A 12819-nucleotide genomic window follows, 5' to 3' on the forward strand; every position below is an offset into this window, starting at 1 on the left:
CAGCATCGCCGTTCAGACGCTCCACCGCGTCTGCGTCGCGACCCGGCACTCCTTTCAGCGGACACCTGCATGACCGACACACCCCGCCGCGACGACGCGGCTGCGCTGGAACGCTTTGGCTACACCCAGGAACTCAAGCGGCAGCTCACGCTCAAGGACCTGCTGATCTACGGTCTGGTGTCCATGGTACCGACCGCGCCGTTTTCCATTTTCGGCGGCGTGTTCGACATCAGCGCCGGGATGGTGCCGCTGACCTACCTGCTCGGCTTCGTGGCGATGCTGTTCACCGCATTGAGCTACCAGCAGATGTCGCAGGCGTTTCCGGTGGCCGGCTCGGTGTATGCATATGTGGGGCGCGGCCTGAGCAGCGGCATGGGCTTTCTGGCCGGCTGGGCGATCCTGCTGGATTATCTGCTGGTGCCCACGCTGCTCTACGTGGTCGGCGCCAATGCCATGCACAACGTGCTGCCGGCGGTGCCGCAGCCGGCCTGGATCGCCTTCTTCGTGGTGCTCAACACGCTGGTCAACCTGCGCGGCATCGAAACCACCGCGCGTGCCAATCGCGTCTTCCTCTACGCGCAGCTGGTGGTGCTGGCGGTGTTCGTGGTGCTGGCCACCGTGGCGATCCAGCATGGCGTCAATGGTGCGCAGTGGAGCCTGCGCCCCTTCTATAACCCGCAGGCCTTTTCGCCGCAGCTGATCTTCAGCGCCTTGTCGGTAGCAGTGGTGTCGTTCCTGGGCTTCGATGCGATCTCCACGCTGTCGGAAGAGGCCCGTGGCGGCAACCGCGTGGTCGGCCGGGCAACCCTGCTGGCGCTGTTGCTGGTGGCCGGCCTGTTCGTGCTGCAGACCTGGCTGGCCGCGCTGCTGCAACCCACCTTGCAACGCTATCCCAGCGCGCAGGCCTCCAACGATGCCTTCTTCGAGATCGGGCGCCTGATCGCCGGGCCGTGGTTGCAGGTCGTCATTGCGCTCACGGTGGCGATCAGTGCGGCGATCGCCAATTCACTGGTGGCGCAGGCCGCCACCTCGCGGCTGCTGTTCGCCATGGCACGCGACCGCCAGCTGCCCGCCTTCCTGCGCTACATCCATCCACGCACCGGCGTACCGCAGCGCGCCATCCTGCTGGTGGCAGGCTTGAGCATGGTGCTGGGCGAAGTCTTCGTCGGACAGATCGCGCTGCTGTCCTCGCTGTGCAACGTCGGCGCACTGACCGCCTTCATCCTGTTGCACGTGGCGGTGCTGTGGCATTTTCGCGGACGGGGCCGCAGCCTGCTGTTGCATGTTGCGACGCCGTTGATCGGCATCCTCATCCTGGCCTACGTGCTGATCAATGCCGACCGGCATGCGCAACTTGGCGGTACCGCCTGGATGGTGATCGGCCTTGCGGTCCTGGCGTTCTTGAAGGCCAGCGGCCGCTCGACCGACTTCCGCGCCAACGACGCGCTGGAATAACCTGCAGCGCCTTCGCCTACAGGCACTACCCGTGCCGACATCGGGGGAGCGCACGCCACCTTCAGGCCTGCGCGGGTGAGGGCCGCAGGCCTTTCCACATGCGGCCTGCCTGTATCGCCTGACGGCTCGATCCAGGCGTCGCTGCAGATGCAGTGCACGATCGCGTTGCTGCCTGTATGGCGGTGTACGTGGTGCAAACGATTAAGGCGCGCCTGCGCTGCGGCGCCTCCCGCGTTTGCAAGACAAGATGGCTGCGCGTGCACGCGTGGAGCTGCGCAGAACGCGATTATCTTTTTGTGGACTGCCAATCTCTGAACGAGATTTTCAGCACATATTCAGCTTTAAACATTCGCTAGTCTCGTTCGGCGCCAACGATGGCGCCCGCAGGATGTGGCCCCCGCCGCAGCCTGCCGTTCCCTGACGAGAAGGACTACCCATGAATCGCAAGAATGCGTTGTACCTGGCGCTGTTTTCCGCATTTTCCGGCTCCGCACTGGCAGCGCCGCCGACCGAAATGGACGCAGCGCCGGTGAGCACCGCGCCGCAAGCGGCCAAACTCGGTGCGGCGACATTGCAGTCGGCAAGTCTGCGTGGCGGCATCCTGCCCACGCGTGTGGTGCAACTCACTGCGCCCACCAGCACCGAGATCAGTCGCGTGCGTGAGCGCCGCATCGCACAGGTCAAACATGGGCAGCCCTTGCAGATCGGTTTTTCGCGCACGGTCGCCAAGCCCTTGGTCAACCTGGCCACGCTTGACTGGCAGATGGCCAAGGATGGCTCGCGCGTGGCGACCCTGAAGGTCGGCTCCGCGCAGGCGGCCTCGCTGCGTGCGTCGCTGATCCTGCGTGGCGCCGGCGCCACCCCGGGTGATCCGTCCAAGGTGACGCTGCGCTTTGCCGGCGACGACGGCCGGGTGTTCGAACAATCCGGTGCCAGCTTCGCCGCCGGCGGCGATGCGATCGGCTGGTCGCCCACCGTCAGCGGCGAGAACCTGCTGGTGGAACTGTCGCTACCGGCCGGCCAGTATCCGGAGAACTTCAGCCTGAGCATCCCGCAGCTGTCGCATCTGGACATCAGCCCCACCGCCAGCCCACGCGACATGATGACCATTGCCATCGGCGAGAGCGATTCCTGCCAGAACGACGTCGTCTGCCGCGCCAATCCCACCACCGGTTTCACCAATGCCGCAAAGGCAGTGGCGCGCATGGTGTTCACCACCAGCCAGGGCTCGTTCCTGTGCACCGGCACGCTGCTCAACAACACCAACTCGCCCAAGCGCAACCTGTTCTGGACCGCGGCACATTGCATCAGCACGCAGACCGTCGCCAACACACTGCAGACGTACTGGTTCTACGATGCGGCCAGCTGCAACGGCAACACCGCCAGCGCGCAGGCCACCACCTTGACCGGCGGTGCGTTCCTGCGCCACGCCAACACCACGCGTGACACCGCGTTGCTGGAACTGAAGACCGCACCGCCAAGCGGCGCGTTCTACGCGGCATGGAACAGCGCGGCGATCGGCGCAACCGGCACGTCGATCGTCGGCATCCACCACCCCTCCGGCGACGTCAAGAAGTATTCGCTGGGCTCAGTCAATGGATTGAGCACCAGCATCGACGGCAAGAGCCCGCTGTATCGGGTGGTGTGGAACGATGGCGTCACCGAGGGCGGCTCGTCCGGCTCGGGCCTGTTCACCGTCGCCAGCGGTGGCGCGTACCAGCTGCGCGGCGGCCTGTACGGCGGCTACTCGTACTGCACCGCGCAGACCGATCCGGATTACTACTCGCGCTTCTCGGACGTGTATTCCAGCATTTCCACCTACTTCGGCCAGTAAGCGGGTGATGCACGTGGCAGGCGGGGTCTCGCCTGCCACGTGCGACGACGCCTGGCCTGCGCCGAATGCGGTCGATTGTTTGGCCTGCCTGAAGGATCGGTCCAGTTGCCCCGTTCTCTGTGCTTCGATGGTGCTGCGTCGCCCTGGGAACATTATCGAACACGCGCGTCGAGCCGCCTGCAGCACTTCATCTGCAGCGTGCGGATGATGCAGACTTGGCAGATCCTCCTTCACCTGGATCGGCATGCCCGTTCAACGCACTCCTCACCTCGTTGCCGCAGCTGCACTGCTGGCCTTGTCGCTACAGGTCACCGCCAACGCAGCCGGCGCACCAGCCAATCGCGACGACGTCAAGGCATACGCGCTTCAGCTGTGCCTGGACAACAACTACGAACGCAGCGGCAAGTACACTTCCGACCAGCTACGCGACCGCTCGTATCTGCTGACGACCTATGCGCTCGACAATGCCAAGGTCGGCGCCACCGAGCGGCTGCATCGCTTCGTGGCCGAGCAGACGGCGGACTTCCATCGCGCCGAGGTGCCGATGAAGGACGAAGCGCGCCGCGGGCCGTTCAACAGGATCTTTGCGCAATGCATGGCGTTCTATCGTTCGCCCGCGTTGAACGAGTTCATCGCGCACAAGCTCTGACGGCCATTGCGGCAAGCTCACCGTTCGAGCGCGGCGGATGGATCGGCACGACCGATCCAGCGCAGCTCCCCCGCCCGCAGCGTACGGCGCGGCTGCCGCGCTCCGGTCTTCGGGCGCGCAGACATCCGTGCCGGGATTTGCGTGACGCAGTCGCAGGCCCGGCCACCTCGCGATCATCTGACGCAGCGCCGCGCGCCGCCTGGCACATCCTCCCCATGCTTCGACAGGAGCCGTCATGTCCGCATCTTCTCCACGCACTTCCCGCCGCCAGATGCTGCGCCTCGCGCTGGCTGCGGGCACGCTGGGCGTGGCGAGCCCGCTGGGTGCCGCACTCCGGCGCGAGCCGAAGGACGCCATTGCGGCAGCGGACCCGGCATCGCCAGCGCCCTTCCCGGCCAACGGCAGCGTGCTGGTCCTGCTCGGCACCAAGGGCGGCCCCACGCCCTCACCGCTGCGCGCCGCAGCCGCCAATGCGCTGGTCATCGACGGGCAGCCCTATCTGATCGACTGCGGCAACGGCGTTGCACAGCAGCTGGCCAGGGCCGGCATCCGCCTGCCCGCGCTGCGCGACATCTTTCTCACCCACCACCACTCCGACCACAACGCCGACCTGCTCAACGTGGTGTGGCTGGCATGGGCGAGCGGGCTGCAGACGCCGGTGCGGTTGTATGGGCCGCCCGGCATCGCCAGCATGGTGGATGCGTTTGTCGACATGAATGCCATGGACATCGATGCGCGCATCCGCGAAGAAGGCCGCCCGCCGTTCAGGCAGCTGATTCAGGTGCACGAGTTCGACCAACCCGGCATGGTGCTGCAGAACGACCAGGTCACCGTCACCGCCACGCTGGTGGATCACTACACCCTCAAGCCCGCATTCGCGTACCGCTTCGCCACGCGCGAGCGCACGGTGGTGTTCTCCGGCGATACGCGCTACCTGCCCGCACTGGCCGAGTTCGCGAAGGACACCGACATCCTGGTGCATGAGGTGATGTACCTGCCCGCACTGGAAAGGATGCTCAAGACCAACGACAACGCGCCGACCTTGCTCGACCATCTGCTCAAGAGCCACTCCACCAGCGAGGACGTCGGCAGGATCGCAGCGGCAGCCAATGCAAAGATGCTCGTGCTCAATCACTTCGTGCCCGGCGGCGACCCGACGATCACCGATGCCATGTGGAGCGCGGGCGCGCGCAAGCACTACGCCGGGCCGATTGTGGTCGGCAGGGATCTGATGCGGTTGTAGGCGAGCAGCTGGGCACCGTGGTGATGGACTGGCCGCGTGCTGTTGCCAGCGTGGCCCACCTGCGGCTGACGGCACTCCCTCGCGGCGCGATCAGCGATGCGAGATCGAAAACGTCGTGCGGGCAGCATATGAACCACCACGCGGCACTGCATCGCGGTTGGTCGCCTGCCTATGCCACGACCGGGCTGCGCAAGCCCCACACGCGTTCCCCGGCCTTGCAATACGCGTCGATAAACGCCTGCTGCGACGGCATCTGCTCCACCGCGTGCCGGATCGGCTGGGCGATGCCGTCGAGCAGGCGACGCAGATCGTGATCGGAGATCGCGCGCGCCAGTGGGTGATGCTGCGCGGGCACGATGCCCTGCCCCATCAAGACGTGGGTCCAGGAGTCCACGCGGAACAGTTCATCGGCCGCTTGCCAGGCATGTGCGCGCTCACGCCAGGCGCGCAGGCGCAGCGCGAGCGATGCGGGCAGCTCCATCGCGCGGCACTGGCGCCACAGCGGCTCGTCGCGCTGGGTGGCGTGGTAGTGCAGGATGATGAAGTCGCGCACGTGCTCCATCTCGGCGCGGCTGATGTCGTTGAACAGCTCCACCTGCGAGGGCGCGATGCCGTCTGCCGGGAACAGGGTGATCAGCCGCACTACCGCGGCGATGGTGAGATGGATGCTGGTGGATTCCAGCGGTTCGATGAAGCCGCTGGCCAGGCCCAGCGACACCACGTTCCTGTTCCAGGCCTTGCGCCGGCGTCCGGTGCGGAATGGCACCAGCCAGGGATCCTTCAGCGCAGGCGCGGCCACATCGCGCAGCAGCCTGGCATGCGCTTCGTCGTCGGACAGGTGCTTGCTGGAAAACACCAGGCCGTTTCCCACCCGATGCTGCAATGGAATCTGCCAACGCCATCCGGCCTCGTGCGCGATGGCGCGGGTGTACGGCACCGGCGGGCCAAGCGCCTGGGTCTGTACCGCAACGGCGCGATCGCAGGGCAACCAATGGCTCCAGTCTTCGTAACCGGTGTGCAGCGCCTGTTCGATCAGCAGGCCGCGAAAGCCGCTGCAATCGATGAACAGGTCGCCCTCGAGCACCTGCCCGTCTTCCAGCACCAGGCTGGCGACATCGCCACTGTCCGGTTGCAGCGTCACCTGCTGGATCCTGCCCTCGATGCGCCTGACACCGCAGGCCTCGCTGCGCGTGCGCAGGAACCTGGCATACAGCGCGGCATCCAGGTGATAGGCGTAATTGACCGCGGGCTCGCGCAGCAGTGCGAAGCGATCCAGGCGCGATGCCACGGTTTCCAGGCAGTAATCGCCAAAGCTGCCCGGCATGCCGCGGCGCTGGCTTTCCAGCCATAGATGATGGAAGGCGCACACCAGCGTGCTCTGCCCGGTGATGCCGAACGGATGGATGTAGCGCTCGCCCTGGCGGCGCCAATGCTCGAAGGAGATCGACAGCTTGAAGGTGCCGGCCACCGCGCGCAGGAATTCCTGCTCGTCGATCTGCAGGAAGCGATGGAAGCTGCGGATCGGCGGCACCGTGGATTCGCCCACGCCCACGGTGCCGATCTGCTCGGACTCGACCAGGGTGATCTCCAGCAGGTCGCGGAACTGGTGCGACAGCGCGCAGGCGGCGATCCAGCCGGCAGTGCCGCCACCGGCGATGACGACCTTGCGAATCGGGGCCTGGCTCACTGCGCGCTCCTGTGGGGTGGATGTCGGTTGGCCGGCACAGCATCGTGCTCGAACGTGTGGGTGACGCGGAAGTCACGCAGTGACCGCTCGCCTGGGTGGCCCACGCGGATGCCGCACACCGGTTGCGCCGGACGGCGCAGCTGCGCAGTGGTCCGGCCAGTCGCCTGGACGCCGATCGCGCACATCAGCGGTTGAGCTTGCCGATCAACATCGCGCGGAGCTGTCGCGCGAGGATCGGGTCGATCGGGCCCAACGCATGCCGCGCCTGCTCGGGCAGGTGTTCGCCCGCGCGCTCGGCCGGACCGAACACGTAGTAGTCGAACAGGGCGCGCCATGCCGCTTTTTCCGCTGCCGGGCGGTCGCGGATGGACCATAGCGCGTGATACAGCGCCGGCATCGGTGCCGGCAGGTGTGCAGGCACGCTGTTCCACCAGTAGTTGACCAGCACGTTGAATGGCTGCAGCGAGTGCACGTGATGCCACCACATGCCGGGAATGAACAGGGCATCGCCCGGCTCCAGCACGGTGGTGCGCGCCTGCGCCAGCGCCTGGGCGAAGCGTGGATACCGCAGCAGATCCGGGTTGGCGATATCCACCATGCTGACGACCTGCCCGCCCGGCGTGGGATCCAGCGGGCCGGGATACAGGTTGGCCACCTGCGCGGGCGGAAACAGCGTGAAGCGACGTTGCCCCACCGCGCAGCACGCCAGGTTGTTGGGGACATCGTAATGGCAGGAGGCGATGACGCGATTGCCGATCCAGATGCTCGGCTGCACCGCGATGCCGCTGGCGACCACATCCAGATCATTGCCCGCGCGCAAGCCCGGCAGGTTGTCGTCGATCGGCAACGACGCCAGGTAGTAGGTGGGCGGCTGCGGGTCATCGCGATGCGTGACGATCGCCTCCAGCAAGCTGCTCAGGCTGCCACGTTGCACATCGAAATTCAGCGCGCTGCAATCGTCGCTGTAGAACGGGCGGCTGGCGATCTCCGGGCCGCCATGGGAATACTGCAAGGCGCGCCCGCCATCGTGCGCGCGCAGCAGCGCCATCGCCTCGTCGGCGCTGCGCAGCCCGGCCTGCACCAGCGACCAGTCGCGTGCGATGCCACGCAGCACCACCGGCTCGGCCGCCTCGCACAGTGCAGCAAGCGGCGGCGCGTCGGGACGGCAATCGCGGCGCTCGGCGATGGGCGCGATGGAGGAAATGGCTGCGCCGGTCGTCATGCGCTCAGGCGAATGCGGCGGTCGCAGATGCAGCGTGCACCTGCTGCAGGCGGCGCTGCTTTTCGGCCATCAGCCGGCGCACGTTGTGCAGCGAGGCCAGCATCAGGAACGCAGCTTCCAGATGGCCGGCCCGGTGCAATTGCTGCAACGACGACGCATCGAGTGCGGCAAGCCGCTCGCGGTCGATGACGAACAGGCCTTCCAGCGTGGTGGCGTGGGTGGCATCCAGCGTGACATCCAGCTGCACCGGCTGGATCAGCCCCAAGGTGTCGAAGGCGGCCGCCATCGCCTGGCCGGCATCCACACCGTCGCGGATGCCGCGCAGCACATCGATGACATGCTCCAGATACGGGCTGTGGCCACCCTGCGGCAGAAACACCGCCTCGCCTTCATGGCGGCTGACGCGTGGATGCTCCAGATCGACGTGGATCACCGGCGCCTGTGCCAACACGCCATCGATGCGCTGCTCCTGGAAGCCGATCAAAAATGGCCCCTTGGCCACGATGCCCGGCAGATAGCTCGCTGCCCAGCGCCCCTCCTGCAGGAACAGGTTCTCGTCCTGCGCAAAGCCCAGCAGCGCGACCGACTGGTAGCCGCCGGCGGCAGCATCCTTGCGAAAGAACAACGGGTACTCGCGCTGCAGCTCGGCGTACTCGGTGACAAAGGCCGGCACCAGGCCGAGCGCGTCGCCGAACTCGGCACCAAAGCGCAGGATGACGCGCAGATCGTGATGCGCCACGTTGTTGAGCACTGCGTACCGCGTCATCTGAAACTCCCACGGTGCTCCGCGATGGAGCACCGCATTACGAGGAATGCGTCGATCGCGCCGCCCGGTGCCGCGCCTGCCGTGACGAGCATTGCCAAAAAGCGACAGGCCGGCAAGCGGCACAGCAGCATGGGAGCCAGCCCTGCCGCAAGCCGCGTCGCTGCGCCCACTGGGAGGGGAGCTGAGCGCCGCCGGCCTGTCAGAACGCGTAACGCACACCCAGCGTGTAGCGCGGCTGCTGGTCGATCAGGCGGATGATCTGCTTGTCCGAGCGCCCATGCCAACGCACGTCTTCGCCGGTCAGGTTGATCGCCTCAAAGCCCACGGAAAGCTGCTTGCTGAAGCTGTAGCTGACGCTGAGATCCCACTGCTGGTAGGCCTCGACGTAGTACGGATTGCGGTTGGCATTGTCCTGGTTGGCGGCGATCAGGTATTCGTCGCGCCAGTTCCAGGCCAGACGCGCGCTCCAGCCGTATTTTTCGTACATCAGCATCACATTGGCGGTGTCGCTCAGGCCGAGCAGCGCGAACTGGTCGCGATCGATGACGGTATTGTCGAAGCCCACATCGCCTTCGACGATGGTGTAGTTGGCATAGATGCCGAAACCGGTGGTGTCGAAGAAGTACTGCCCGCCCAGTTCCCAGCCGTGGATATTGGCCTTGTTCTGGTTGACCGGACGCGACACATCGAACTGATACAACGGGTCGGAGGCATTGCCGACGATGTCGTAGGCGTTCTCCAGTGCCAGGCTCTGCGCGGAGCTGCCGTTGTAGGCGGCCAGCCCGCCGGTGGCTGCGGCGTTGCGCAGCAAGGCCATCGCCGCAAACAGCGAGGTGTCGTTGGCCGAGCACGCGGCGGCGACGTCGTTGCCCGACGCCCCCACTTGCGCTGCGCAGGCCCCGCTCTGCAGGAACGCCAGCGCTGACTGTGCATCCGGGCCGGAGGTGGGATCGCTCAGCCCGTACAGGGATTCGCGCGAGACCGTATTGCCGATGAAGTTGCTGACGCGCTTGTTCCAGAACGTGGCCGACACGTAGCTGGCATCGGCGAAGTACCACTCCAGCGCCAGGTCGAGGTTGTCCGATTCCAGCGGATCCAGCTGCGGATTCTGCGCGCTGCCGCCGGCCCGGTTGGAGGGATTGATCAGGATCGAGCCATTGGGCGTATTCGGCGTCGGGCCGGCGATCAGGTTGTTGTAGGGCGCACGCGCGATGGTCTGGCCGAACGAGGCGCGCCCCTTCAGCTGATCGGAGATGTCGATGCTGAAGTCCAGATTGGGCAGGATGTAGTTGTAGCTGGTCTTTTCGCTGAAGGGCTGCTGCTCGGTGGAACGCAACAGCTGGAAGTCGTTGTTGGCCTGCCACAGCAGCGCCGTGGGCGTGGCCACCTGCGAGGTGGATTCCACATCGGTACGCTCGTAGCGCAGGCCCAGCCGGGTATTGGTGGTCATGCCGGAGATGTCGCCCTTCAGTTCCAGCTGCACGTAGGCGGCGCGGGTCTTCTCTTCCACCTGGTTATCGGCGCTGTACTGCGGGTTGTAGCGGGTCGTGGCGCCGTACTGGCTGCCACCCCACAGCGCCAGCTGATCGGCATCGCCGCGCCATGCATTGGGCGCGGCGCCGTTGGCGTTGAAGTCCTTGAACATGCCGGTGATGCTCACCGGCCGCAGCAGTGCCTGCATGCCGGGCTCGTTGCCGGCGTTGGCCACGCCCCAGTCGCCCAGCGTGGAGTTGGTGTCGCTGGTAAGCCGGTTCATGGTGGTATTGGCGGTACTCACGCCGAACTGGAAGCGCCCGTCCTCGAAGTCGAAGGTGCCGTCCATGCGGCCTTCCTTGATCTCGGTGACCTGCGATTGATAGAAGATGCGCAGGACCTGCGAGCCGAGTTCGGCGGGGGTGAAGTCCGGGTTGAGCACGCCGTTGGTGCCGGCCACGGAATCGGCCGCGGTGGGATACCAGGTGCGCGCGCCAATCGGCAGCCCGCCATTGAAGCGCAGCTCCTGCCCCCACTGGCCGCCACAGGACGGGCCGTTGCTGCAGTTGTTGGTGCCGGCGAAACTGAAATACGTGGCGCTGCCGCCGGTGACCGGGTCGTTGGGCAGGCTCTTGGTCTTGGAGTTGTGCGCATCGAAGGACAGCTGGAAGCGGTCGTTCACCTGCCAATCGGCATTGAAGCCGAGCGAGCCGAGCGTGTACTTCTGCTCGTTGCGCTGCTGCTCCATGCCGAAGTCCTTGGCACCGTTGGGCACATCGCGCAGGTACACCGGCGTGGCCACCGCCTGGCCGGTGTCGAAGGTCAGATCGGTGAAGCTGTTGGCGCGCTGCAGCCAGATGCCCTGCTCGCCGCGTTCTTCGCGGATCTCGTTGGACGAATAGGTGTAGTCCAGGGTCAGGGTCAGGCTGTCGCTGGGCGCGAACTGCATCACCGCCTGGCCGTTGGTGCGCTCGCGCTGGAAGTCGGCGAAGGCATAGCGCAGGTCGTTGGGCATGCCGTACAACTGGCCGTTCGCCGGGGCGTTGGTCACCACCGCATCCGGACGCAAGGCCGGATCGGTGCCGGTCCAGCGCTGGATGTTCCAGGTGTTTTCGGTGGCCTGCACCGAGCCGCCGTGGCGCTTCTGGTAACTGCCGCTCAAGCCGATACCGAAGGTCTTGTCGGGATTGGTGTAGCTGAAGATGCCGGAGACTTCGGGGGTGAGCGAATCGCCGAACGGCTGCGAACGATCCGACACCATCTTGGCGCCGGCGTTGGCCACCACACCGGAATGGTTGAACGGCTTGTCGGTCTGGATGTTGATGGTGGCGCCGATCCCCCCGCTGGGTGCGGTGGCGCGGCTGGTCTTGTAGACCTCGATCCCGGTGATGGCCTCGGAGGCGAGCTGGGCGAAATTGAACGCACGCGTGCCCACATCCACGCCCCCGATTGGGGTCTGGCCAGGCGCGCCGAATGCATCGGCACCGGGAATCAGGCGGCCGTTGAGGGTGACCGTATTGAACTGCGGGCCAAAGCCGCGTGCCGTGACCTGCGCGCCTTCGCCGTCGCGGCGCTCGATCGAGATGCCGGTGATGCGTTGCAGCGACTCGGCCAGATTGGTGTCGGGAAATTTGCCGATGTCTTCGGCGCTGATTGCATCCACCACGCCGGCAGCGTCGCGCTTGATGCCCATCGACTGGTCCAGGCTGCTGCGGATGCCGGTCACGTTGACCGCATCCAGGGTGGTGGCAGTTTGTGCGCTGGACTGCGGCGGCGACACCTGCTGCGCAGGAGCCTCCTGCGCGAAGGCCGGATTGATCACCAGGATGCCACCGACAAAGGTGAACATGGCCTTCGACTTCACATTGCTCAACGTACGACGCATCGATCTATCCTCGGGTCTGGTCCAACACCCACGGCCGTGGTCGCGGAATGCGACGCGGCGCTTGCCTGGCCACGCACCTTGGACGGCACACGACCTGTCTGCCTGCAGCACTTCATCCGACCCGCCGCCTCGAACGCCGGCAGATCCCCCTTGATGCCAGCCGTGCGTGCCACGTTCCTGACGAACGCGGCCTGCGCCTCGACCTGTACAGCACCTGCGACTGCCTTCCCAATCGGTACGCCTGCGCCCCGCGTGCCATGAGCGCCCCTGCACGCAACCCCGTGCCAGCACGCGATGCAGGACTGATAGCGCTAACACGCGGCGCAGCCTAGTCACGCGTGCCGGGGCTTGTCACCGTGCGTTGCAGCAAACACACAAGGCCACACGCAGGCACGAAACACCGCGCGCGCTTGAGTCCGCAGCCCGGATGCAGACGCAGCGTGGCTGTAAGCGTTACCAGCGGGCGACCGCAAAAATTGCGCCGCAATGGCGTTACCGCATCTCATTGCCGCGCAGCGCGGACACGGCATGGAACCGTTGCGCAAAGCGTCGCGGTGATCGCAACGCGGCAGCCTTCAGTGCCGATGCGCTCGGCGATGCGTGCA

At 66.0% G+C, this 12819-nt stretch carries 8 protein-coding genes; 4 read left to right on the forward strand and 4 right to left on the reverse strand.

Annotated features, from left to right (window positions below):
* Window positions 1–69 precede the first annotated feature (69 nt).
* The 4 genes from CPBF1521_RS16700 (at window position 70) to CPBF1521_RS16715 (ending at window position 5181) form a co-directional block, all read left to right on the forward strand.
* The gene (locus tag CPBF1521_RS16700; protein ID WP_115677662.1) at window positions 70–1455 is read left to right on the forward strand and encodes an APC family permease; all 1386 of its coding nucleotides are present in this window, start codon (window positions 70–72) and stop codon (window positions 1453–1455) included.
* A gap of 436 nt (window positions 1456–1891) precedes the next feature.
* Window positions 1892–3289, forward strand: coding sequence for a trypsin-like serine peptidase (locus tag CPBF1521_RS16705; RefSeq protein ID WP_115677663.1), 1398 nt, complete (start codon window positions 1892–1894; stop codon window positions 3287–3289).
* A gap of 244 nt (window positions 3290–3533) precedes the next feature.
* Window positions 3534–3938, forward strand: coding sequence for a hypothetical protein (locus CPBF1521_RS16710; protein WP_104583037.1), 405 nt, complete (start codon window positions 3534–3536; stop codon window positions 3936–3938).
* 235 nt (window positions 3939–4173) lie between these two features.
* Complete coding sequence (locus CPBF1521_RS16715) at window positions 4174–5181, forward strand: MBL fold metallo-hydrolase (protein WP_115677664.1); 1008 nt, start codon at window positions 4174–4176, stop codon at window positions 5179–5181.
* Between the two features lie 169 nt (window positions 5182–5350).
* Here CPBF1521_RS16715 and CPBF1521_RS16720 read toward each other — a convergent pair whose 3' ends face one another.
* The 4 genes from CPBF1521_RS16720 to CPBF1521_RS16735 form a co-directional block, all read right to left on the reverse strand.
* Window positions 5351–6868 (reverse strand): tryptophan halogenase family protein, encoded by a 1518-nt coding sequence (locus tag CPBF1521_RS16720; RefSeq protein ID WP_115677665.1) that lies wholly within the window; start codon window positions 6866–6868, stop codon window positions 5351–5353.
* 184 nt (window positions 6869–7052) lie between these two features.
* A complete protein-coding gene (locus CPBF1521_RS16725) occupies window positions 7053–8090 on the reverse strand; it encodes a cupin-like domain-containing protein (RefSeq protein ID WP_115677666.1) in 1038 nt (345 codons plus the stop codon).
* 4 nt (window positions 8091–8094) lie between these two features.
* A complete protein-coding gene (locus tag CPBF1521_RS16730) occupies window positions 8095–8856 on the reverse strand; it encodes a SapC family protein (protein WP_115677667.1) in 762 nt (253 codons plus the stop codon).
* Window positions 8857–9055: 199 nt separating this feature from the next.
* A complete protein-coding gene (locus tag CPBF1521_RS16735; RefSeq protein WP_181901265.1) occupies window positions 9056–12214 on the reverse strand; it encodes a TonB-dependent receptor in 3159 nt (1052 codons plus the stop codon).
* Window positions 12215–12819 lie beyond the last annotated feature (605 nt).

The sequence above is a fragment of the Xanthomonas euroxanthea genome, from assembly GCF_900476395.1.
GTDB lineage: Bacteria > Pseudomonadota > Gammaproteobacteria > Xanthomonadales > Xanthomonadaceae > Xanthomonas > Xanthomonas euroxanthea.

Bases quoted from the DNA above. Each gene is read 5' to 3' on its own strand.
- CPBF1521_RS16735 (WP_181901265.1), bottom strand. From the start codon at position 12,214: ATGCGTCGTACGTTGAGCAATGTGAAGTCGAAGGCCATGTTCACCTTT.
- CPBF1521_RS16705 (WP_115677663.1), top strand. From the start codon at position 1,892: ATGAATCGCAAGAATGCGTTGTACCTGGCGCTGTTTTCCGCATTTTCC.
- CPBF1521_RS16710 (WP_104583037.1), top strand. From the start codon at position 3,534: ATGCCCGTTCAACGCACTCCTCACCTCGTTGCCGCAGCTGCACTGCTG.
- CPBF1521_RS16725 (WP_115677666.1), bottom strand. From the start codon at position 8,090: ATGACGACCGGCGCAGCCATTTCCTCCATCGCGCCCATCGCCGAGCGC.
- CPBF1521_RS16730 (WP_115677667.1), bottom strand. From the start codon at position 8,856: ATGACGCGGTACGCAGTGCTCAACAACGTGGCGCATCACGATCTGCGC.
- CPBF1521_RS16715 (WP_115677664.1), top strand. From the start codon at position 4,174: ATGTCCGCATCTTCTCCACGCACTTCCCGCCGCCAGATGCTGCGCCTC.
- CPBF1521_RS16700 (WP_115677662.1), top strand. From the start codon at position 70: ATGACCGACACACCCCGCCGCGACGACGCGGCTGCGCTGGAACGCTTT.